Below are 21,226 nucleotides of genomic sequence, written 5' to 3'. Positions count from 1 at the left end.
TATGCTGATTATTGCTCATCGCGGCGCGAGTTTTGAAGCCCCAGAGAACACCCTGACGGCCTTCGGTCGCGCCCTGGACGCGGGCGCCGATGCTATTGAGCTCGATGTTTATCCGCTACAGGATGAGTGGATTGTCTTCCACGACAGGTATCTCGCACGACTCACTGCACATCCCGGCCGCTTGCAGGATCTGACCTTAGAGCAAGTGCGTAAACTCAAGGTTTTCGGTCAGCAACCGGTGCCAACCCTGGATGAGGCGCTGGCGTTTATCGCCGGCCGGTGCATCGTTAATATTGAATTAAAAGGTGCCGATATTGCCAGGGGTTTAACCCGACATTTGCGCTTTGCCCGTGCGGAGCTTGGCTTCAGCCGTGAACAGCTGCTGGTGTCGAGCTTTAATCACCACTGGTTACGCCAGCTTAAGGAAGATCACCCGCAACAACTCATCGGCGCGCTCACCACCTCATGTCCATTGAGTTACGCAGCATTTGCCAGTGAACTACAAGCCTGGTCCGTGCATATTGATGTCGACTTTGTCACCCCGGAATTCGTCGCCGACGCCCATGCCCGCGGTTTGCAGGTGTTTGTGTTTACGGTAGATGAACCCGAAGATATGCGCGATCTCCACACCATGGGTGTCGACGGTATCTTTACCAACCATCCAAGCGTTGCCCGTAACGTCCTCCAGGGGCTGCAGGTGCAGCCCTCAGAGGCCTGGCACCTCGACTAATCGTTGTCGCGCTGGTGCTTAGGGAAACGTTGCTGAAGCTCATCTAACTCATGACTCAACGCCATCGGCGAGGTGGTATTACGTGCCAGCACCGAGTACAACGACGGGATCACAAAAATCGTCAGGAAGGCTGAGAACGCCACCCCGCAGAAGATCACCGTACCAATGACCATGCGGCTTTCAGCACCCGGCCCGGTGCCCAGGATGAGCGGCACCGCGCTCATTAAGGTGGTAAAAGCGGTCATCACGATGGGGCGTAAGCGCTGCTGCGAGGCGCGGATCAGTGCCTCATCGAAGTCATGCCCGGCATCACGCAGCTGATTCGCGAATTCCACGATAAGAATACCGTTTTTAGCCGCTAACCCAATCAGCATGACGATACCTATCTGACTGTAGATATTGAGCGTGAGATCGGTGAAGTACAAACCAAAAGCCGCCCCCAGAATCGCAATGGGCACCATCAACATGATTACCAGCGGGTGAATGAAGCTCTCGAACTGAGCCGCAAGCACCAGATAAGCGATGACGAGCGCCAGCGCGAAAACAAATATCACTGAGCTGCCGCTTTCCTGATACAGCTGCGACTCACCTTTGTAATCAATCGACACATCATCAGGCAGTTTTTCCGCCACAATATTCTCTAAATAAGCCAGGGCATCGCCCAGTGAATAGCCTTCGGCTAAGTTGGCTTCAATGGTGATACTGCGCATCCGGTTGTAGCGGTTAAGCTGACCCGAGGTGGCCCGCTCTTCAATGGTCACCAGGTTCGCTAATGGAATTAACTCACCACTGCTGTCAGAGCGCACGTAAATCTGGTCGATGGCGGTCGGATCACGATAATCCGCACGTTCACCTTCCAGTATCACATCGTATTCTTCGCCACGGTCCAGATAGGTGGTCACCCGCCGCTCGCCCAACATGGTTTCGAGGGTACGGCCAATATCGCCGACCGATACGCCCATATCAGCAGCACGGGTCTGATCGATCTGGATCAGTAACTGTGGCAGCGTTTGTTTAAAGTCGCTGTCAAGCTCGAGTAAATTCGGATTTTTGCTCGCTTCCTCAATCACGATGTCGCGATAAGCGGCAAGCTGATCATAGGTATTGCCCTGCAGGACGAACTGCACCGGTCGCCCGCTGCCACCGGAGATACCGCTACGCATAAAGGCGAACGCCCGCACCCCACTGACCTGATTGAGCTTGGCACTGACTTCGTCCATCAGCTCGAAGGTACTCCATTCACGTTCGTCGAATGGCACCGCGCCAACGATGGCAATACCTGCTGAGTTGCCCCAGCCCGGAGCACGGACTAAGAGACGGTCAATCTTGCCTTCATCCACATAAGGTAAGAGCAAGGCTTCGATTTCGCGCATGTGTGCGGCGTTGGATTCGAAACTCGCGCCTTCAGCACTGCGCACCATGACAAAGAAGGTGCCGCGGTCTTCTGGTGGCACAAATTCCTGCGGCACCAGCTTCAGCATGTTGTAAGACACCAGTGTCGCGAGTATCACCAGCACCACCGCCAGCCACGGGTAGGCCAGGGTACGTTTTAGAACACGCCCATAACCTTCTTCAACCCAGTTAAAGAAGCTATCCATGCCGCGCCCAAAACGACTGGTGCGTTCGCGGCGACGGAGGATCTTCGAGCTCAGCATGGGTGACAAAGTTAACGCAGCAATACTCGAACAGAGCACCGCCGCGGCAATCGCCAGCGCAAATTCGGTGAAGAGCTGGCCGATATTCCCATCCAGAAATGCCAGAGGCACGAACACCGCAATTAACACCAGGGTGGTCGCCACCACCGCAAAACCAACCTCGCGTGCACCCCGATACGCGGCTAATAAGGGCGGTTCACCCGCTTCCACGCGCCGGTAAATATTCTCCAGCACCACGATCGAGTCATCCACCACCAGACCAATTGCCAGCACTAAGGCCAACAAGGTCAGCAGGTTCACCGAGAATCCCATGGCAAAGAGCGCGATGTAGGAGGCAATGATCGCCACCGGCACTGTCAGCGCCGGGATCAGGGTGGCGCGAATGTTGCCAAGGAACAAGTAGATCACCACCACCACCAGTCCCATGGCGATACCGAGGGTGTTGTAGACTTCGTCGATCGAACCTTTAATGAAGATGGACGAATCGTAACTCGGCACAATGATCATCGATTCCGGCAAGGTCTGCTGGATGGTTTCGATCTCACTCCGGACACTCTCCACCACTTCGAGCGTGTTCGCTTTTGATTGTTTAATGACACCAATACCAATCATATTGATGCCGTTACCGCGGAATTCGGTTTTGTCGTCTTCCGAGCCCATCTCGATCCGCGCAACTTCACCGAGTCGCACCAGTTGCCCACTGTCACCGCGTTTTATAGCCAGTAATCTGAAATCGTCGGGGTTGAGATACGTGCGCGCCACGCGGACGGTAAACTCCCGATCAACGGATTCGACTTCACCGGCAGGTAACTCGACGTTCTCGGAACGTAAGCGACTTTCGATATCGGCCACGGTAATGCCCCGGGCCGCCATTGCATCGCGATCAAGCCAGACCCGCATGGCGTACCGGCGCTCACCACCGAGGTTAACCCGGGCCACGCCGTCGACCACTGACAAGCGCTCGACGATATAGCGGTCAGCATAGTCGGTCAATTCCAGAATACTGAGGTTTTCGCTACGCAGGTTGTACCACACCACGGTGGTTTCATCGGAGTTGGCCTTCGACACTTCAGGAGGGTCGACCTGCTCGGGCAAGTTATCCACCACCCGCGACACCCGATCACGCACATCGTTGGCGGCAGAGTCGACATCACGACTGAGGTTAAAATCAATGGTGATGCGGGAGCGACCGTTGCGGCTGCTTGAACTTATATTTTTGATGCCTTCGATACCGCTGATCCGGTCTTCGATAGGCTGGGTGATCTGGGTTTCAACGATCTCTGCAGATGCGCCGGGGTAGCTGGTATCAATGGACACCACTGGCGGATCAATATCAGGATATTCGCGCAACGGCAGCATGGTAAAACACACAATACCGAAGACGATCAGTAACAGGTTGACGACGGTTGCAAATACCGGACGCTTTACGGAGACATCGGAGAGCAACATGATTAGCTCTCCTTAATGGTAACTTCGATGCCATCGCGCATGCGCACGATGCCTTCAGTTACAATCTGTTCGCCAGGCTCAAGGCCATCAAGAATTTCCACAACGCCCGGCTGACGACGACCGATGGTAATCTGGCGCTCTCTGGCGATGTTATCTTCGTCAACGACATACACAAAATGCCGGGTATCCATGGGGACCACGGCGCGCTCAGGCAGCAGCATAACGCTATCAACACTGCGCAATAACTCGACCCGCAACAGCATACCCGGACGCAACAAAAGGTTCTCATTAGGAACTTCGGCGCGCACTAAAATTGAGCGCGTGAGCGGATCTACCCGCGAATCAATACTGCGGATGATGCCCTGAAACTCGCGTCCCGGGTAAGCACCGCTTAGCGCAGTAATCGTCTGGTCAATTGCCAGGCTGGCGAACACCAGTTCTGGTACACTGAAATCCAGTTTGATCGGGGTAATGTCATCAAGGGTGGTGATTTCTTGTCCTGGTGCCACCAGCGAGCCCACGCTAATCTGACGAATACCTAAACGGCCGTCAAATGGCGCGACGATGCGTTTTTGCGCCAGCTGGGTTTCAGCAACTTCAAGTAATGCCACAATTTCTTTAACCACAACATCCTGAGTTTCAAGCTGCTGCTGTGAGGCGGCGTTCTGGCGGGCCAGGTCCTGTAACCGTTGGTATTGGCGTTTCGCTTCTGCCAGGCGGAACTTCAGCTCCTGCACGCGGGCTTGTTCTTCGCGCGCATCAAGTTCAACCAGTAAATCACCCGCTGATACGGTCTGGCCATCGCTGAAATGAACCGCGACCACTTTTTCCTGGGTTTGCGCAGTGATCACTACCGACTCATTCGCCTGAGCGGTACCAATAGCTGCAATGATATCGCGAAAAGGTTTAATCTCAGCCGCAGTCACTTTAACAGGAACGGCGTCTTGCGCTCGCTGCTCTTCAATGACTGGTTCATGAATGAAAATGAAATAAGCCGCCGCTAATGCTAACAGTGCGACGATTAAGGAAACCGGATTAAAAAATTTTGCCACCGCCATCTACTCCCCGACGTGCTGTGAAGGAATTCTAACACTATGGCGGTATTGTACAGTGACACGACCCGGCGGCAGCCCCGCTTACCGCCGATTCGTTGAGGTTTACCGCAAATTAGCGGTGATAGGCAGGGCTGAGCTTATGCACGGCTTCAATAAACGCTTTTGCGTGGTCTGGATCGACTTGCGGGTGAATGCCGTGGCCAAGGTTAAATACATGACCGTGGCCGTGGCCATAACTTGCCAGAATGCTTGCCACTTCTTCTTCAATTCGTGCTGGCGACGCGTATAGCATGCTAGGGTCCATATTGCCCTGTAAGGCGACTTTGTCCTGCACTAATTTGCGCGCATCGGCAAGATCTGTGGTCCAATCGACGCCCAAAGCATCTGCACCGGTTTTGGCCATTTCGTCCAACCAGGGGCCAGCATTTTTGGTAAACAAGGTGACAGGTACACGACGCCCTTCGTTTTCCCGTGTCAGCCCATCCACAATCTGTTGCATGTAACGCAGCGAGAATTCGCGGTAATCGCGTGGGCTCAGCACACCACCCCAGGTATCGAAAACCATAACGGCTTGCGCACCCGCAGCAATCTGCGCATTCAAATAACTTGTGACCGACTGCGCCAACGTATCCAGCAACTTATGCATTGCCTGTGGCTCAGCAAACATCAACTTTTTCACTTCGCTGAAGTTTTTGGTACTGCCACCTTCGACCATGTAGGTCGCCAGCGTCCACGGGCTGCCAGAAAAACCGATCAGTGGCACTGAACCTTTAAGTTCGCGACGAATAGTACGCACGGCATTCATCACATAACCGAGTTCTTGCTCAGGATCCGGCACCGCTAATTTATTGATCGCGGCTAAATCGCGAACGGGACGCTCAAATTTTGGACCTTCGCCGGTTTCAAAATAGAGGCCCAGCCCCATCGCATCTGGGATGGTCAGAATGTCTGAAAACAAAATGGCGGCATCCAGTGGGAATCGACGCAGCGGCTGCATAGTGACCTCACATGCCAGCTCCGGATTCTTGCATAGCGTCATAAAATCGCCAGCTTCTTTACGGATCTCGCGATACTCAGGCAAATACCTGCCTGCCTGGCGCATCATCCAAATCGGGGTGCGCTCTGTCGGCTCTCGCAACAATGCACGTAAATAGAGATCATTCTGCAAAGTACTCATTCGCTTGTACTACCCATGTTTAACTTTAAAGATTGGCCGGTCAAAAATTGCGACGCTATTCTATCAGTCTCAGGTCTCAGATTCTTGCTCTATTTGCGCTTTTACGGTTTCGATCAAGCGATTCGCGATGGTACCTGGCAGGGGGATATCCGGTAATTCATCAAATCCATACCAGGCACCGTCTTCCAGCTCAAAAGGATCAAAGTGCAGGTCGCCACTTTCCCACTCTGCGGTAAAGCCCATCATGAGAGAATTAGGGAATGGCCATGGCTGACTGCAGACATACTGAACGTTTTTGACTTTGATGCCTGCCTCTTCCATGACCTCCCGTGCCAGCGTCTGTTCAAGAGTTTCGCCTGACTCAACAAAGCCCGCCAGAACCGAATAGAGTCCGGGCGGGTGTCGTTCACCGCGGGCCAGAAGAATTTTCTTACCATTGCGAATGGCGACGATAATACACGGCGAAATACGCGGGTAGCAGCGATGCTTACAGGTGTGGCATTGCATTGCCAGTTCCCAGTCAACCGCTTGCATGCGGGCGCCACAGCGACCACAAAACCGGTGCGTGGAAACAAACTCCGTAATCTGCTTTGCCCGTGACGCCATCGAAAACATTTCTTCATCGTGCTTTTCGATCAAGGGCCGCAGCGACTGGAACTCGCCAAGGGCGGCAAAGGCATCATCGCCATAGTCGGCCAATACCAGGTAGCAACTACGCTCGCGCACTTCTCCCAACCAGATAATTTGGTACTCATCCAGGGTAGGCAGCGGTAACTCTTCAGCGCGGCCATGAGGAGGCTGATGATCGTCATCAAGAACAATCTCACCACCGGCACAAATAAACCACCAGGCCGGCTCGTCAGCAGAAGGACGTTGATAAGGTTTTGTCATAATGGCATTTTATCTATATGGTAAAAACTATTGACCTAAGCTTAGCATCATCGGAAGATTGACACTACGCATAGAAGGAGAGGTAAGCATGCTGAAGCGACAAGAACAAGCCAAACAACGTTGGGGCGGAGCCCATCAGGCGATCGATACCTGGCTACAGGAACGCCAACTTCTGCTCATCGAATATTTCAAGCTTGCAGGATTGCCACCTTATGACAAAGAAACGTCAGCGCTCCCGGCGGCGGAAGATGTGCGTAACTTTTGTGGATTACTGGTGGATTACGTTTCCGCAGGCCACTTCGAGATTTACGACCAGATTATAGCGAACTGTGGCGATAAGCCCGCTGAAACGCAAGAGCTTGCCGCTGAGCTTTTCCCTCTGATCAGCGAAACTACAGAAGTCGCCCTCGCCTTCCACGACCAATATGGCAATAGTGTCGATGATACGCACTTCGACGACTTTGACCGTCACTTATCTGGCCTCGCAGAAGCACTGGAACTGCGGATGGAGTTTGAAGATCGCCTCTTGCACGCCCTGGAACAGCATCGTTTACTCTAGCGGCAAGGGCGTGACCGCCAACCTTTTTTGGTTCCCTTTCTGCAACTTTTAGCAAACACGATGCTGTAACTCCCCGCAGCATCGTAGCTAAGCGCTACCGTGTCGTAAGGACCGTCTAGCTGACACAGAACTCTGAACTCTACCGTAAAACGAACAAACAGACCTCTAAAAATGCGTGGCACTAATTAGGGGATGTTTACACTAGAATTCACAACACTACGGTCAAAGCTTTGCAAGTCTGCCTCCCAAACGACTGCTTTCGTGTCATCGGTTACTTTATGCGGGCGAGCTAAGTGGTCATTGAGTTCCTAGGTACCCGCTAATGTAAGACCAGTTTTCATAAAGTGACTCGACCCAGCCTAGTTGTCTTTTATTTCTCTAGGGAAAGGCCAACTGTCGTAGTCGGGAAGAGTACACTCTGCGTTCCACTCCACCCCCCATCGTAGCTTTTCCTTTGCTTTGGAGATAGCAGTTAATTCTTTCATCGGAAACTCGTAGTTTGATGCTAGAAACAACTTACAGTTGGCTAAGGTCCTTTGATCGCAATCAGACAATTGCCGTACTGTAAGTACGTCATCTTCATCACTATAAAGTGTCCAAAGCCAGCGCTTAATCCCATTCAACGCTGGGTCTTGAGAGCGAGGCCACTCATTCTCCAGCTCTTGGAGCTTGATACTACCCATGTCCAATTTCGTTAGAATATCTAACGCGGCTTTGCGTGCGTCAAAATCAATTGCCATCGACGCACTCCATATAAGCTTGAAATGCATTGTAATGCTGGGACCATGCACCTACCCCAGCGCCAATAATTCCAGTTAGCTTGGCTACTGAGCTTATCGCTGTTTTACCTAGCGTACGACCCCAGCCATTTCCAAAAAACCGCCGGGAATAGCTCGTATAACGACCGCTAGGACCACCTCCAGCAATTCCACCTCTTGGTTTTTTAGCTGTCTTATTCAAAGCTTGAGCCGAAGAACCAAACATCGATGAACCTACTCCGAATCCGACTATCGCATTTACAGACTTTTCCATAGAGTACCTATTTAGTGGTTCTTGCACACAATCTTTTTGCTGATTACAGTCAGCCAACCCATAATAGTCAGTTCTAATAATCGGGTTTGACGATGCGTAGGCATAAGTGTTTAAGCGACCGCTCAACCCAATCGGGTCCGACTGAATATAGCGCCCCGTGCTTGGGTCGTAATCACGATGCCAGTTCTGCCATGTGCCGCTCTCGTTGTCCCAGTATTGACCTGGACAAACATGTCTGGAACATGTTTGAACATCGCTTGCGATGACCCGAAGGGTGGAAGGCAAGATGCCTGGAGTAAAGCCGATATTCAGCCCCTATACTAGTACGCTGCGCTAATCGAAACATAAATTATAGGGAACTTTGTGTTAGGTTCGTCACTTTCAGGCTGGTAGCTTATCTTCAACGGTGTACTATTGATCAGCGTGTTAACGGGAAACTGAAATAGAATTGCCTTATTAACTATTTCGGGATTATTAGGAGACCGAAAATGAAGAGGTTTATCTATATCCATCTCCCATAATACATCTCGACCACGCTCTATTTTTAAATGACCATTCATCGATAGTGTCTGCAAAGTTTCGACCGAAACCCCATCCTTGGATAGCAATCCAACCTCAAAATACCCCGAGCGCGGGGGTGAAAAATCAAGTTTATATAAATCTTCAGTGAGGTTGGCTTGAGCAATTGGCAGAAACTTCTCTTGATTTGCCGTATACAGATCAAGTAATCGATAGATATATGGGAGCCCCATGACGGATACAATAGCCACAAGAACAAGAACAAGAACAACCGCGATTTTCATTTTTAGTCACTCAGCTTCTTATAGTTATCGATCACTCTATCTACATAATCTTGGCAGTTGTTGTCTCCCAAGAACAAAGAATAATTTCCGGGAGATGTCATCGAAACGGCTTCTGCAGGCACGTCAAACCTCACCTATCACTATTTGAACAAGTCTCGGATTTTCTTCGTAACATATCTGCATAAACCGGACATAGTCAGCAAAAGTTCTCACCTCGAATTCACCACTATTTAGCAGTTTGAGCGACTCTTTACCCGCAGCATCTCTTATATCATCTAGCACCTTATCAGCCACGTTACGTTTCCAAAACCTTGCCGATTGGGCCTCACACAGTTTTGTTAAATCGGTATCGTCGCCTAAGCTTCCTTTATCAACTCGAAATATCTCAGCAATCCGTTTCGTGCATTTGCACCTGATTTCGTCTTCTATGATGTTATTCATTAACATTACACCCGCAGCCTTATCGGCAACATCAGATGGAATACCTAAAGCCTCAGCTCTAGAACCGTCGTTGAAATTACCAAAGTCCTGATTTGACCTGGGAAGCCGATATTCAGCGTACCTATGCTAGAGCTCACAACGCTGCGGTCAAAGCTTTGCAAAACGGCCTCCCAAACCACCGCTTTCGCATCATCGGTTACCTTATGCGGGCGACCTAAGTGGTCGTTGTGGACAAAGTACAATTCATCATTATAAACAAGCGCAACCAGCTCGCCTTCAAGCAAAACATAGTTCTTTTGCTTTTTGAGTGCTATGAACAACGCCCTCTCCACTGTTTCAACTGATCTTCCGGTAGGCCATCAACTATATACGTGCCACTTGACGTTGAAAACGATAATATCTTAACCTTCCGATCTTTTAGCTCCTGTTCGTCGATAGTGTCATTGCCAATCGCCAACACACCGCCAACACAGTAGTACGCCTTTCCAAGAATCTTGCCTTGCCGCATCATATCCGCATAAATTTCGAACATTTCAGCCGCACTTTTGCTTGGATGAAAAACAACACCTGGGATACATAATTGCGAGCGTATTGCACATGCTTGATACTCTGTAGCGCTGGTCATTTTGTGCCAATTATATGCGGCATCAAACGGCGTGTAATAGTAAGGGCTTAAGTAGTAGTATTGCTCCATATACGGAGCAACGATGTAGTGATTTCCTAGCGCTTCTTGAAAAATCGTGTGACTTTCTGCCGTTACCGGCGCAAGTTTTTGTTGCAGCCAAAACCGCGCGCTATCTGCATATTTCAATAGCAGTTGCGAAGCAAATAAGAAGAGGGTGACGCTCACAACGAGCGTCCAAAACGGCGATAATGGATTTTTCATCTTAGCAAGCTTCCACATGTTCCAACGGCAACTACCATGAAAACCCCTAGAGTGCCAGATGCAGCGTTAAAGTTGCTAACTGCCGTATTCACCCTGATCAACACCGAACTCCCATAATGTCAGCTGTCTAATCTAGCAGCCTATTCTCGAACATTTAGAGTATTTGTCGTTCTCAATTCAAGTTCAATGGGTACAGGATGCTGTAGTGGGTTGCCCTTCGAATACCAAAAATTACTAAAATGATGAACTCTAGCGATGTCAGGTAACGACACTATCAATGTCTCACCAACTAATCTGACGTCGATTTCACTCAAATGAAGCTTATCAACAACAAGCAACTCCTTACCGCACTTGCTCATGCCAACTCTCCCTTCATCGCATATGTATAACTTATAAACGAAAGACGTTGTGGCTCCGTAGTTCTCTTCAAGAATCAAGGCCTCTGCGTTGTACTGCGAGAGTGAAAGGTGATAGGCGATCCGAGTAGATGGTTGGCCACAACCAAAGAGAAGGCCCGACATCCCAACAGTGATCAAATACTTTTTTATTATTGAGAGCATTGACAGTATTGCCTTCCCTTCTGTATCTGTATTTGGTCCGCTGGATCGTCGCCATAAGGAAACCCACCCAACGGATTTCCCCATGCTGAAACAGACGTTCCAGCTCTTATTTGAGCAATCCCCGCAGCCCTGTCGGCGACATCAGAGGGTATACCGAGAGCCTCGGCAGTAGCGCCGTAGTTAAAGTTACCAAAATCCTGATATTGACGTCCCTGTTGGGGTTCTACCCCGTTTTCACGGACGGTTTAAAATCGCAGTAAACTGCTGATCTCGTTTTGCCAGTCTACGACGCATTCTTGGATTATGAAACCGCTCAATATAATCAAAGATATCTGAACGCGCTTCATCCCTGGTTCGGTACAGGCGATAATTCACTCTTTCCCGCTTAAGTATCCCAAAAAATCCTTCACAGGCGGCGTTGTCACTGCAGTGACCGACCGCACTCATGCTGCTCACCAGGTGATTAGATTTAAGTGAATCGCCACTGATTTGCTAGACACCTCATAGCCATTGATAATGGCATAAAAGAGGTTCTTATGAGTAACAACCGATACCCTGAAGAATTTAAAATCGAAGCTGTCCGGCAAATTACCGATAAAGGTTATTCTGTTGCTGACGTTTCAAGACGGCTCGATGTTTCCGTTCATAGTTTGTACGCCTGGGTTAAGAAGTACGGTCCAGAAGCAGAAAAACACGCTGTTCAAACCGAAGAACAGGCTGAACTAAAGCGTTTAAGAAAAGAGTGACGACTCTCATCGAACCATTGCCGTCGGTTTCAATTTCATCACCAACTGTTAGTTCAATTGTCGTCTGCCACCCCTTCTCTATTACATAAAATGGGTGGTCATCAGTAGCCTATATGGTCTGCTCAAATCCAAACGCGTGCGTCGCTGCTGTTCTTCGTCGGGGCCATCTACAGTGACTTGCGTATCCGGGTTGAGGTTGCAAAAAAAAAAGCGCCGGTGAACGGCGCTTTTCTATGCTTTCTTAAGGGAGCTTAAGGAAGCTTAAGGCTTAGCCCTGTGCTTCAACGTCTGCAGCTGCTTCAGGCGCTGCTTCAGTTGCTGGCTTGTCTTTTACGTCAAGCAGCTCAACTTCGAAGATGAGCGTTGATTTCGGTGGAATTGTGCCGCCACCGACTTCACGATCACCGTAAGCTAATTCAGGTGGGATAACGAAGCGGTACTTGTCACCTACGCTCATTAACTGCACACCTTCGGTCCAGCCTGGGATCACTCGGTTGAGTGGGAATACTGCTGGTTCACCGCGCTCGACAGAGCTGTCAAAGACGGTTCCGTCAACAAGGGTTCCCTCGTAGTGAACTTCAACAATATCGTCGGCTGCAGGCTGCTTTCCACCTTCAGCGCCTTCGGTCAGCACTTCGTACTGCAGGCCTGACTCGGTCACCATAACGCCTTCTTTCTCGGCATTTTCAGCTCGGTAAGCTTCACCCGTTGCTTGCGCTTCAGCACCCAAATTGGCTGCTTTTTTCTCGGTGAACTGCTTTTGCATATCCGTAAGTAGTTGCTGCTGTTCTTCTTCGGTTAACTTCGATTCAGCTTTCAGTGAATCAACAAACCCAGCAATAACTTGGTTACGGTCAAGCACGAACTCCATTTTCTCTTGCTCATCCAGGTTACTGTTCACAAAAGTACCCACTGACGCACCCAGAGCATAAGCCATTTTCGCCTGCTCTTCTGTTGGTGCTTTTTCAGAAACAGGATAGGCTTCCTGCTTTTGCTGAGTACAACCGCTAATCGCGATAGCAACAAGGCTAAGCGCTAAAGTCTTTTTTAAATAGCTCATTCACTTACTCCATGATTGAATTCTTGCGTCTAACAAGGTCTAATTTGTCGCGATCACTATACTACACATAAACAGGTGCATTTGCCTATGGCTGAACAGCATGAGAGTGAACTGCAAACGCGCGTTGCCGATTTAGAAAGTCGGTTAGCGTTTCAAGATGACACGATTGAAACTCTCAATCAATTGGTCACCGTACAATCTGAACAACTGCAACTTATGCAGCATAAATTGCAACTGCTTGGGCAGCGCCTGCAACAGCTGCAGGAGCGCAGTGACGATAACGACAACAACGACCCTGCGTCCGATGTGCCACCGCATTATTAATGGCCCGGTGGAGCCAGCAATTCGAGCTTAACTTGACCGCTGTTAGCTGACCCCGTATAACATTCATTCAACTTTAACGGAGTCAGCATGTCGGTCAAACATCCAATTATTGCGGTTACCGGCTCATCAGGAGCAGGCACCACCACCACCAGTCAGGCATTGCGGCATATTTTCCGTTCGCAGGATCTCACTGCGGCCTGTGTTGAGGGTGACAGCTTCCACCTGTACTCGCGCCCGGAAATGGACGTTGCCATCCGTAAAGCACAGGAACAAGGCCGTCATATCAGTTACTTCGGGCCAGAAGCGAATGATTTTAACCGGTTAGAGGCGTTATTTCGCGAATATGGCGAAAGTGGCAAAGGCGAAGTGCGGCGGTATCTACACAATTTTGATGACGCCGTGCCTTATCATCAGATGCCAGGCACCTTCACGCCCTGGGAGCCGGTGCAGGATGATACCGACCTGCTGTTTTACGAAGGCCTTCATGGTGGCGTAAAAACGACCGACCACGACGTCGCTAAGTACGTCGATTTGCTGATCGGCATGGTTCCCATCGTCAACTTGGAATGGATCCAGAAGCTGCTCCGCGACACTGCCGAGCGAGGCCATAGTCGCGAAGCGGTAACGCAAAGCATAGTGCGCAGCATGGAAGATTACATCCATCACATCGTGCCGCAATTTTCGCGTACCCATATTAACTTCCAACGGGTGCCGACCGTAGATACCTCGAACCCGTTCAGCGCGAAAGACATTCCGTCGTTAGATGAGAGTTTCGTCGTGATCCGTTTTCGCGGCATGCGTAACGTCAATTTCCCCTACTATCTGCAAATGATCGATGGTTCATTTATGTCGCGCATGAATACCCTGGTGGTACCGGGCGGCAAGATGGTATTTGCGATGGAGTTGATACTGGCACCGCTGATTGAAGAAATGATGTTCGCCAAACTACACGGTGGCAAGCCAGGCTGGTTGAAGAGTTAACTTTGAAGAACTAGTCTTCTTCACCCACCAGCCAGTGACTTTGCCATTCGGCACCGCGCTCTTGTTTAAGAAAAGGGGTCAGGAAGTTCATGATGGTCGGCAACTGTTGCACCACGCCATAAGGCGGATTAATAAACAGCATGCCGCAACCGTTTAAGCGGCTCGAGTCTTGCGCTCCGCGAATCAATAAATCAACAGCCATAGCTTTGCTGACCTGCGGCAAGTCAGCAACGGCCTGTTGAAACTCACTGGCAACCACGGGATCCTTAATCGGATACCACACCACATAAGTTCCGTTCGCCCAGCGTTTGGTGCCGTCAGCCAGCGCATTAATCACCTGCGCAAACTCGTCCGGTTGTTCAAACGGTGGGTCGATCAAGACCATGCCCCGCTTGATAGGTGGCGGGGTCAGTGCTTTTAATGCAGCAAAGCCATTCCGACCGCCAGCAACGGTTATGCGTTGGCTCCGGGGAAAATCCTGTACAACATTTTCGGCCAGAAGCTGTGCGTCTTCAGGGTGAAGTTCGCACAAGGTCAGCTGGTCCTGCTCACGTAACTGCAACGCCGCCAGATAGGGCGAGCCCGGATACCAGCGGCAGCTGTCCTCTGGCAGGTTCAAATCACGCACCGCCTGCACGTAACCGGTAAGGGCTTCAGGTACATCCTCCGCCTGCAACAGGCGTTTGATGCCAAGTTCCCATTCCGCAGTTTTTTGCGCCTGCTCGCCCTGCAAATCGTACATACCGATTCCGGCATGGGTGTCCAATAACCAGAACGGCTTTTCCTTTTGCTGCAGATACGACAAACACGCCCATTGCAGAGCGTGTTTCATTACATCAGCAAAATTACCGGCATGATAACTATGGCGATAGTTCACTTAGTCGGCCTGCTCGATACTGTAACTGTGTGACATTTCGACAGCGGCTTCCAGCATCTTTGCGACCGAACAATACTTTTCGGCCGACAGTTGAACGGCGCGTTCGACGTGCTTTTCTGCAACATCTTTACCCGTCACCACAAAATGCAGGTGGATCTTCGTAAACACGGCCGGCACTGCATCAGCGCGTTCACCGTTGACTTCGCAGCGACAGCCCGTGACCTGCTGCCGTGCTTTTTCCAGAATACTCACCACGTCTACGGATGAACAGGCTCCTGCCGCAGCAAGCACCAACTCCATGGGAGAACCAGCCACGGCTTTATCGCCATCGAGGAGGACGTCGTGACCGGTGCCTGAGGTGGCCTTAAAGACCATGCCCTGTTGCCATTCGACAGTTGATTTCATTGCTGCTGCCATAACTTAACCCTCTTGCTTGTCGAAATGCAGACCAGGCAGTAATTTCTCTGGCATGTTGACCTTTTCGGCTTCGACAGAGGCGACCGGGTACGCACAATAATCTGCCGCATAATAAGCACTTGCGCGGTGATTACCACTGGCACCAATACCTCCGAAAGGTGCGGCACTGCTCGCGCCAGTGATGGGTTTGTTCCAGTTGACGATGCCTGCACGGATACGCTTAAAGAAGTAGCGATAGGTGTCTTCTTCATCACATAAAATACCGGCAGATAAGCCAAAGCTGGTGTTGTTCGCTTCTTTAATCGCCTCGTCAAAATCCGTGTAGCGGTAGACTTTCAACAACGGACCAAAATGCTCAATATCTGGCATGTCTTCAACGTTGGTCACGTCGATAATACCCGGAGTGACAAAGCCGAGATGATGATCTTCTTGCTGCATCCGCACCAATACGCTGCCACCGGCAGCGGCTAGATCGTTTTGCGCTTTGACCATCTCATTGGCGGCTTTGGCAGAAATCATCGCGCCCATAAACGGCTGTGGCTCTGCGGCATAGTCGCCGACTTCAATTTGCTTGGTCACTTCGAGTAAGCGTTCGAGAATGGCATCACCATTATCGCTGCGCTCAATAAACAAGCGGCGAGCACAGGTGCAACGCTGGCCTGAAGTGATAAACGCAGATTGGACGATGTCGTGCACAGCGCCATCGATATCTTCAACATCTTTCACGATAAGTGGGTTGTTGCCCCCCATCTCTAACGCCAGAATTTTGTCCGGGCGTCCGGCAAATTGCTTGTGCAGCACGTGGCCGGTGCCTGAAGAACCCGTAAAGAACAAGCCATCGATCTGCGGATGCGCAGAGAGGGCCTTACCGGTCTCGACCAATCCTTGCACCAAGTTAAGAACACCTTTCGGTAACCCCGCTTGTTGCCATAACTTCACCGTATATTCTGCAACCTTAGGTGTCATCTCGCTGGGCTTAAATACAACGGTATTCCCGGCCAGAAGTGACGGCACAATGTGACCGTTTGGTAGATGGCCTGGGAAGTTATAAGGTCCATAAACAGCAACGACACCGTGCGCTTTATGGCGAATAAAGGCTTTGCCAGCTGGCATTGGGTTTTCAACGGTACCTGTACGCTCATGGTAAGCGCGCTCAGAAATCGCAACTTTGCCGATCATGGCAGCGACTTCGGTCAAGGTTTCCCAGACTGGTTTGCCAGTCTCTTCGGCAATAATTTCAGCAAATTCCTGTTTGTTCTCTGCTAATAATTCAGAGAACTTTTTGCAAATCGCCAGGCGCTCGTCGAATTCACGATCGGTCCAGTCGATGAACGCTTCCCGCGCGGCCATGACCGCAGCGTCAACTTGCTCTGCTGAAGCACAGCGGCCGGCCCATACGACTTCATCGCGCGCTGGGTTAATTGACTTAAATTCGTCACCTTCGCCAACGAGCCATTCGCCGTCGATAAATAAATTTTGTTCTGACATAGTGTGTTCCTCGTAGTTTGAGTCCACTTACAACGCGACAAAGCGCGCATGATCCCCGTCTTGCAGGCGCAACTGGTCAGCCGTTTCGGGGGAGATAACAATATGATCGGGATGTTCTTGTATGGTGGCACGTCCGGCGCGGAAATCTGCCACGCGCGTGCTACACAAAATCACGTCAGCTGTGTTGTCAGACGGAACGTCAGCAATGCGGACCGGTTTCCGTTGACTGGCGCGAACGCTTTTAATATTGGCCACTTCCACTTCAACCGTCGGTCCGGCATCAAAAATATCAATGTAGCCGCGGAAGCGGAAACCTTCATTTTCAAGCATACGTAGGGCAGGCCGGGTATTGTCATGGACCTTGCCGATGACCGCCTGAGCTTCAGGCTCAAGCATCTTCACATAGAGTGGAAACTGCGGCATCAATTCAGCGACAAAGGCTTTCTCACCTATTCCGGTGAGGTAGTCAGCCTGATTGAAGTCCATGTTGAAGAAATGCTTCTCCAACCAGCCCCAAAAAGGCGACGCGCCGTTTTCATCAGAAATGCCTCGCATTTCGGCAATGGCGAACTGACTAAAACGCTCGGCGAACTCAGCCATGAACAGCATCCGAAAACGTGACAGCACGCGCCCGTTTTGATTTTTTCGAAAGGGTTCGCGCAAAAAGAGCGTGCACAACTCACTCACGCCTGTGTAGTCATTACACAGGGTCAGCGTTTCCAAAGCATTGTAGACATCGAGCTCTTTAGAATGATGGACGACCTTTCCCAGGCGATAATGATAAAAGGCATCGGTTAATCCGACCGCAGCTTCAATGCCGCTGCAGCCAGCTATTTCACCGGTTTCTGTGTCTTCCATCACGAACAGATAGCCTTCTTCGCCAGGTTCACTGACGTGCTCACGGGCAAAGGCTTCCTGCGCGCGGGCAATGCGTCGGCGCAGCAAGCTCTCATCGACCGGCAATGACGTAAAGCCATAGCCGGACTCAACCGCGCAAGTGTAAAGCGCCGCATAATCCTGCGGCGTAATTGGACGTACCACTAACATAAAGGCTCCGCCGTCTTATCCGACGAGTTTTGCTATGGCTTTTTCAAAACGTGCCAAACCTTCTAGCACATCTGCTTCAGGAATGATCAAGGATGGTGTGAAGCGAATCACACTAGGCCCAGCAACCAGCACCATCACACCCTCATCCGCGCCTGCATTCAGGAAGTCACGCGCTTTACCTTCGTACTTGTCGCTCAGCTCAGCACCGATTAACAGGCCTTTGCCACGGATATCTTTAAAGATGCCGTAACGTTCGTTGATTTCAGCCAGCTTAGTTTTGAATAACTCTTCGCGTGCTTTGACACCTGCCAGCACTTCATCAGTGTTGACGACGTCAAACACGGCTTCAGCAACCGCACAAGCGAGCGGGTTACCGCCGTAAGTACTGCCATGCGTGCCAGGTTTAAGATGCTCAGCAATAGCTGCAGTTGTCAGCATCGCGCCAATGGGGAAGCCGCCACCAAGAGATTTTGCTGAAGCCAGAATGTCTGGTGTCACACCCAGTTGCTGGTAGGCATATAGGCTGCCAGTGCGGCCAAAGCCGGTCTGAACTTCATCAAAAATCAATAAGGCATTGTACTTATCACATAAAGCGCGCACGCCTTTGACAAACTCAAGGTCAGGGCTGATCACGCCGCCTTCACCTTGCAGAGGCTCCATCATCACGGCACAGGTCTTATCTGACATTTGCGCTTCGAGTGCCGCCAGATCATTGTAGTCAACGTGCTCGATGCCACCTGGTTTTGGTCCGAATCCTTCAGAGTACGCAGGTTGTCCACCGACGGTTACGGTGAAAAATGTCCGGCCGTGGAAGCCTTTGGCGAAGGCGACAATCTGGTCTTTGCCAGCGCCATGGTTATCCAACGCCCAGCGACGCGCCAGCTTTAACGCGGCTTCGTTCGCTTCCGCGCCAGAGTTCGCAAAATAGACACGCTCCGCAAAAGTTGCATCGGTCAGCTTTTTCGCCAACCGCATGGCCGGCTCATTGGTGAATACATTACTGAGGTGCCAAAGCTTGTTGCCTTGCTCGGTCAGTGCGTTCACCATAGCCGGATGACAATGACCCAGACAGTTCACCGCAATACCGCCAGCAAAATCTACATACTCAGTGCCGTCCTGATCCCAGACGCGTGAACCTTCGCCTTTTACCGGAACCATTTTTGCCGGGTTGTAGTTTGGAACCATCACGTCGTTAAACGTCGCGCGGGTAACCTTCATCTGATCTGCCATAAATTCCTCTCTTTCGGATTCTCTTACGGATAGTTTGAGTGGCAGTATTATTGCAGAAAATAGCTGTATTGTCGTGGCGGAAGAGCAGAAAAAACAGTGCGTTCAGCGAATCAGGTTAAGCGTGCGGGAAGCTTGCATAAGTATTCGGACTGGAGTGGTTTATGCTGAATAGTTAACGCCGAAAAGATGCGCAGGCATCAAGGAAATTCTGTAATACCGCATGTCCGTATTCAGTTTCGACTGCTTCCGGATGGTATTGCACCCCCCAAACTGGCAATTGTCGATGATGTAGCGCCATGATTTCGCGCTCGCCTGCCGCTCCGGTGGTCCAGGCGTCAATTACAAGACAGTCAGGTATCGTTTCTGGGGCCAGTAGCAGTGAGTGATAACGAGCCACTCTAAAGGTCGCGGGTAGCCCTTTCATCAGCCCTTCGCCACCATGCTCAAGCTGTGAGGTTTTGCCATGCATCACCTGCGCGGCTCTTACGACCTGGCCCCCAAAGACCTGACCGATGGCCTGATGACCAAGGCAGACGCCGAGAATGGGCACTTTACCTGCCAGTTGCTCGATAACCTGCAGGCAGACACCCGCTTCGTTGGGCGTGCAAGGCCCGGGAGAGAGTACGATGCCAGTGACAGGCAGTGCAGCGATGTCGGCCAAGGTGATGGCATCATTGCGCACAACCTTGACTTCAGCGCCGAGTTCGCGAAAGTAACGCACCACGTTGTGGGTGAACGAATCATAATTGTCGATCATCAACAGCATGGTACGTCGCTCTTAGCCCTCAAGGACGGGGCACAAAACCGATAACATCATAAACCTTACGCAAGGTCTCGTCAGCGTAGCTGCTTGCTTTGTCAGCACCTTTCGCCATGACCTGATTCAGGAAGTCCATATCTGTACGGTACTCATGATAGCGCTGTTGAATAGGCTCAAGCATTGCCACCACAGCGTCCGCAGTATCGGTTTTCAGATGACCGTACATTTTACCTTCGTAGTCGGGAACCAGCTCAGCAATGGTGCGTCCCGTTGCTGCTGACAAAATAGAAAGTAAATTGGAGACGCCAGGTTTCTCTTCCGGGTCAAAGAAAATGCGCGCTTGTTCGTCAGAATCAGTGACCGCGCGTTTCAGTTTCTTACTAATTTTCTTGGGCTCTTCCAGCAAACCGATGAAATTATTCGGATTATCATCTGACTTTGACATTTTTTTGGTCGGGTCTTGCAGGCTCATGACCCGCGCGCCGACTTCCGGAATAAAAGGATCCGGAATGGTAAAGACATCGCCATAGATGTTGTTGAAACGGGTCGCAACATCGCGCGCCAGTTCCAGGTGCTGCTTCTGGTCGTTCCCTACCGGTACTTCGTTGGCCTGATACAGTAAAATATCAGCGGCCATCAACGCCGGATAGGTAAACAAACCGGCATTAATATTGTGCGCGTGACGGTCGGATTTATCCTTGAACTGGGTCATGCGATTCAGCTCGCCCATTTGCGTGTAGCAATTCAGAATCCAGGCCAGCTGGGCATGCTGCGGGACGTGAGACTGCACGAAAATCGTGCTCTGCTCAGGGTCAAGACCACAGGCCATGTACAACGCCAGGCCATCCAGGGTCGCCTCGCGCAGCTCTTGCGGCTCTTGTCGCACCGTTATGGCGTGCAAGTCAACCAGCATAAACCGGCAGTCGTGGGTCGCCTGCATTTTCACCCACTGCCGCAACGCGCCAATGTAGTTACCAATCGAAAGTTGTCCTGATGGCTGACAGCCACTTAATACAATAGGTTTGCTCATAAATACGTCCGTTACCTTCCTTGCAATA

General features: G+C 50.9%; 22 protein-coding genes and 4 pseudogenes. 5 read left to right on the top strand and 21 right to left on the bottom strand.

Annotated elements, in window-relative coordinates; all coding sequences use genetic code 11:
* Nucleotide 1 precedes the first annotated feature (1 nt).
* The gene (locus J6J34_RS08530; protein ID WP_301898873.1) at nt 2-730 is read left to right on the top strand and encodes a glycerophosphodiester phosphodiesterase; all 729 of its coding nucleotides are present in this window, start codon (nt 2-4) and stop codon (nt 728-730) included.
* On the opposite strand, the gene J6J34_RS08525 is transcribed toward J6J34_RS08530, so the two are convergent.
* From J6J34_RS08525 to nudC, 4 genes are all read right to left on the bottom strand, one after another.
* Nucleotides 727-3,834, bottom strand: coding sequence for an efflux RND transporter permease subunit (locus J6J34_RS08525; RefSeq protein ID WP_301898872.1), 3,108 nt, complete (start codon nt 3,832-3,834; stop codon nt 727-729). The genes J6J34_RS08530 and J6J34_RS08525 overlap by 4 nt on opposite strands.
* A 2-nt stretch (nt 3,835-3,836) precedes the next feature.
* Nucleotides 3,837-4,892, bottom strand: a complete 1,056-nt coding sequence (locus tag J6J34_RS08520) for an efflux RND transporter periplasmic adaptor subunit (protein WP_301721144.1) — start codon at nt 4,890-4,892, stop codon at nt 3,837-3,839.
* 109 nt (nt 4,893-5,001) lie between these two features.
* Nucleotides 5,002-6,066, bottom strand: a complete 1,065-nt coding sequence (gene hemE / locus J6J34_RS08515; RefSeq protein WP_301721145.1) for a uroporphyrinogen decarboxylase — start codon at nt 6,064-6,066, stop codon at nt 5,002-5,004.
* 69 nt (nt 6,067-6,135) lie between these two features.
* Nucleotides 6,136-6,957 carry an NAD(+) diphosphatase gene (nudC, locus tag J6J34_RS08510; RefSeq protein ID WP_301898871.1) on the bottom strand — a complete coding sequence of 274 codons (822 nt, stop codon included), beginning with the start codon at nt 6,955-6,957 and terminating at the stop codon, nt 6,136-6,138.
* A gap of 88 nt (nt 6,958-7,045) precedes the next feature.
* Here nudC and rsd point away from each other — a divergent pair, with 88 nt between their 5' ends.
* Entirely contained in the window at nt 7,046-7,516 is a 471-nt protein-coding gene (rsd, locus tag J6J34_RS08505; RefSeq protein WP_301836843.1) for a sigma D regulator, read from the top strand.
* 359 nt (nt 7,517-7,875) lie between these two features.
* On the opposite strand, the gene J6J34_RS08500 is transcribed toward rsd, so the two are convergent.
* The 9 genes and pseudogenes from J6J34_RS08500 to J6J34_RS08465 all read right to left on the bottom strand — a co-directional run.
* Nucleotides 7,876-8,256 (bottom strand): hypothetical protein, encoded by a 381-nt coding sequence (locus J6J34_RS08500; RefSeq protein WP_301898870.1) that lies wholly within the window; start codon nt 8,254-8,256, stop codon nt 7,876-7,878.
* Entirely contained in the window at nt 8,246-8,548 is a 303-nt protein-coding gene (locus J6J34_RS08495; protein ID WP_301898882.1) for a hypothetical protein, read from the bottom strand. The genes J6J34_RS08500 and J6J34_RS08495 overlap by 11 nt, the downstream gene beginning before the upstream one ends.
* A gap of 66 nt (nt 8,549-8,614) precedes the next feature.
* Nucleotides 8,615-8,833, bottom strand: a pseudogene (locus J6J34_RS08490) (RHS repeat-associated core domain-containing protein); the annotation flags it as partial.
* Nucleotides 8,834-8,868: 35 nt separating this feature from the next.
* Nucleotides 8,869-9,351 (bottom strand): hypothetical protein, encoded by a 483-nt coding sequence (locus J6J34_RS08485; RefSeq protein ID WP_301898869.1) that lies wholly within the window; start codon nt 9,349-9,351, stop codon nt 8,869-8,871.
* 123 nt (nt 9,352-9,474) lie between these two features.
* Nucleotides 9,475-9,792 (bottom strand): hypothetical protein, encoded by a 318-nt coding sequence (locus J6J34_RS08480; RefSeq protein ID WP_301721156.1) that lies wholly within the window; start codon nt 9,790-9,792, stop codon nt 9,475-9,477.
* 44 nt (nt 9,793-9,836) lie between these two features.
* The gene (locus J6J34_RS08475) at nt 9,837-10,112 is read right to left on the bottom strand and encodes an RHS domain-containing protein (RefSeq protein WP_301835404.1); all 276 of its coding nucleotides are present in this window, start codon (nt 10,110-10,112) and stop codon (nt 9,837-9,839) included.
* On the bottom strand, nt 10,103-10,678 hold the full coding sequence (locus J6J34_RS08470) for a hypothetical protein (protein ID WP_301835402.1): 576 nt from the start codon (nt 10,676-10,678) through the stop codon (nt 10,103-10,105). Before J6J34_RS08470 ends, J6J34_RS08475 begins: the two co-directional genes overlap by 10 nt.
* Nucleotides 10,679-11,225: 547 nt before the next feature.
* Nucleotides 11,226-11,432: pseudogene (locus J6J34_RS12515) on the bottom strand (polymorphic toxin type 44 domain-containing protein); the annotation flags it as partial.
* 29 nt (nt 11,433-11,461) lie between these two features.
* Nucleotides 11,462-11,712, bottom strand: a pseudogene (locus J6J34_RS08465) (IS3 family transposase); the annotation flags it as partial.
* Between the two features lie 62 nt (nt 11,713-11,774).
* On the opposite strand from J6J34_RS08465, the pseudogene J6J34_RS08460 reads away from it, so the two are divergent.
* A pseudogene (locus J6J34_RS08460) lies at nt 11,775-11,981 on the top strand (transposase); the annotation flags it as partial.
* Between the two features lie 271 nt (nt 11,982-12,252).
* Here J6J34_RS08460 and fkpA read toward each other — a convergent pair.
* On the bottom strand, nt 12,253-13,044 hold the full coding sequence (gene fkpA / locus J6J34_RS08455) for an FKBP-type peptidyl-prolyl cis-trans isomerase (protein ID WP_301721163.1): 792 nt from the start codon (nt 13,042-13,044) through the stop codon (nt 12,253-12,255).
* 87 nt (nt 13,045-13,131) lie between these two features.
* Between fkpA and J6J34_RS08450 the strand changes: the two genes are divergently transcribed.
* Entirely contained in the window at nt 13,132-13,368 is a 237-nt protein-coding gene (locus J6J34_RS08450) for a SlyX family protein (protein WP_301898868.1), read from the top strand.
* Between the two features lie 87 nt (nt 13,369-13,455).
* Complete coding sequence (locus tag J6J34_RS08445) at nt 13,456-14,349, top strand: phosphoribulokinase (protein WP_301774748.1); 894 nt, start codon at nt 13,456-13,458, stop codon at nt 14,347-14,349.
* A gap of 10 nt (nt 14,350-14,359) precedes the next feature.
* Here the strand turns inward: J6J34_RS08445 and J6J34_RS08440 are convergent, their stop codons facing one another.
* The 7 genes from J6J34_RS08440 to trpS form a co-directional block, all read right to left on the bottom strand.
* Nucleotides 14,360-15,226, bottom strand: coding sequence for a 23S rRNA (adenine(2030)-N(6))-methyltransferase RlmJ (locus tag J6J34_RS08440; RefSeq protein WP_301898867.1), 867 nt, complete (start codon nt 15,224-15,226; stop codon nt 14,360-14,362).
* On the bottom strand, nt 15,227-15,631 hold the full coding sequence (locus J6J34_RS08435) for an OsmC family protein (RefSeq protein WP_301721363.1): 405 nt from the start codon (nt 15,629-15,631) through the stop codon (nt 15,227-15,229).
* A gap of 15 nt (nt 15,632-15,646) precedes the next feature.
* Nucleotides 15,647-17,131: a succinylglutamate-semialdehyde dehydrogenase gene (gene astD, locus J6J34_RS08430; protein ID WP_301898866.1), complete on the bottom strand. Its 1,485-nt coding sequence runs from the start codon at nt 17,129-17,131 to the stop codon at nt 15,647-15,649.
* A gap of 27 nt (nt 17,132-17,158) precedes the next feature.
* Nucleotides 17,159-18,178, bottom strand: coding sequence for an arginine N-succinyltransferase (gene astA / locus J6J34_RS08425; RefSeq protein WP_301721168.1), 1,020 nt, complete (start codon nt 18,176-18,178; stop codon nt 17,159-17,161).
* A gap of 15 nt (nt 18,179-18,193) precedes the next feature.
* Entirely contained in the window at nt 18,194-19,396 is a 1,203-nt protein-coding gene (locus J6J34_RS08420; RefSeq protein WP_301835418.1) for an aspartate aminotransferase family protein, read from the bottom strand.
* A gap of 184 nt (nt 19,397-19,580) precedes the next feature.
* Complete coding sequence (locus J6J34_RS08415; RefSeq protein WP_301721169.1) at nt 19,581-20,174, bottom strand: anthranilate synthase component II; 594 nt, start codon at nt 20,172-20,174, stop codon at nt 19,581-19,583.
* A gap of 19 nt (nt 20,175-20,193) precedes the next feature.
* Nucleotides 20,194-21,198: a tryptophan--tRNA ligase gene (gene trpS / locus J6J34_RS08410; protein WP_301721170.1), complete on the bottom strand. Its 1,005-nt coding sequence runs from the start codon at nt 21,196-21,198 to the stop codon at nt 20,194-20,196.
* Nucleotides 21,199-21,226 lie beyond the last annotated feature (28 nt).

It is taken from the genome of Pseudidiomarina terrestris (assembly GCF_030466405.1).
Taxonomy (GTDB): Bacteria; Pseudomonadota; Gammaproteobacteria; order Enterobacterales; family Alteromonadaceae; genus Pseudidiomarina; species Pseudidiomarina terrestris.
The sequence above is the reverse complement of the archived record's forward strand: the minus strand, read 5'-3'. Positions and strand labels throughout refer to the sequence as shown.

What these genes read in the sequence shown, in the direction of transcription:
- J6J34_RS08530 (WP_301898873.1), top strand. Translation starts at nt 2, where the DNA reads ATGCTGATTATTGCTCATCGCGGCGCGAGTTTTGAAGCCCCAGAGAAC.
- J6J34_RS08525 (WP_301898872.1), bottom strand. Translation starts at nt 3,834, where the DNA reads ATGTTGCTCTCCGATGTCTCCGTAAAGCGTCCGGTATTTGCAACCGTC.
- J6J34_RS08520 (WP_301721144.1), bottom strand. Translation starts at nt 4,892, where the DNA reads ATGGCGGTGGCAAAATTTTTTAATCCGGTTTCCTTAATCGTCGCACTG.
- hemE (WP_301721145.1), bottom strand. Translation starts at nt 6,066, where the DNA reads ATGAGTACTTTGCAGAATGATCTCTATTTACGTGCATTGTTGCGAGAG.
- nudC (WP_301898871.1), bottom strand. Translation starts at nt 6,957, where the DNA reads ATGACAAAACCTTATCAACGTCCTTCTGCTGACGAGCCGGCCTGGTGG.
- rsd (WP_301836843.1), top strand. Translation starts at nt 7,046, where the DNA reads ATGCTGAAGCGACAAGAACAAGCCAAACAACGTTGGGGCGGAGCCCAT.
- J6J34_RS08500 (WP_301898870.1), bottom strand. Translation starts at nt 8,256, where the DNA reads ATGGCAATTGATTTTGACGCACGCAAAGCCGCGTTAGATATTCTAACG.
- J6J34_RS08495 (WP_301898882.1), bottom strand. Translation starts at nt 8,548, where the DNA reads ATGGAAAAGTCTGTAAATGCGATAGTCGGATTCGGAGTAGGTTCATCG.
- J6J34_RS08485 (WP_301898869.1), bottom strand. Translation starts at nt 9,351, where the DNA reads ATGAAAATCGCGGTTGTTCTTGTTCTTGTTCTTGTGGCTATTGTATCC.
- J6J34_RS08480 (WP_301721156.1), bottom strand. Translation starts at nt 9,792, where the DNA reads ATGAATAACATCATAGAAGACGAAATCAGGTGCAAATGCACGAAACGG.
- J6J34_RS08470 (WP_301835402.1), bottom strand. Translation starts at nt 10,678, where the DNA reads ATGAAAAATCCATTATCGCCGTTTTGGACGCTCGTTGTGAGCGTCACC.
- fkpA (WP_301721163.1), bottom strand. Translation starts at nt 13,044, where the DNA reads ATGAGCTATTTAAAAAAGACTTTAGCGCTTAGCCTTGTTGCTATCGCG.
- J6J34_RS08450 (WP_301898868.1), top strand. Translation starts at nt 13,132, where the DNA reads ATGGCTGAACAGCATGAGAGTGAACTGCAAACGCGCGTTGCCGATTTA.
- J6J34_RS08445 (WP_301774748.1), top strand. Translation starts at nt 13,456, where the DNA reads ATGTCGGTCAAACATCCAATTATTGCGGTTACCGGCTCATCAGGAGCA.
- J6J34_RS08435 (WP_301721363.1), bottom strand. Translation starts at nt 15,631, where the DNA reads ATGAAATCAACTGTCGAATGGCAACAGGGCATGGTCTTTAAGGCCACC.
- astD (WP_301898866.1), bottom strand. Translation starts at nt 17,131, where the DNA reads ATGTCAGAACAAAATTTATTTATCGACGGCGAATGGCTCGTTGGCGAA.
- astA (WP_301721168.1), bottom strand. Translation starts at nt 18,178, where the DNA reads ATGTTAGTGGTACGTCCAATTACGCCGCAGGATTATGCGGCGCTTTAC.
- J6J34_RS08420 (WP_301835418.1), bottom strand. Translation starts at nt 19,396, where the DNA reads ATGAAGGTTACCCGCGCGACGTTTAACGACGTGATGGTTCCAAACTAC.
- J6J34_RS08415 (WP_301721169.1), bottom strand. Translation starts at nt 20,174, where the DNA reads ATGCTGTTGATGATCGACAATTATGATTCGTTCACCCACAACGTGGTG.
- trpS (WP_301721170.1), bottom strand. Translation starts at nt 21,198, where the DNA reads ATGAGCAAACCTATTGTATTAAGTGGCTGTCAGCCATCAGGACAACTT.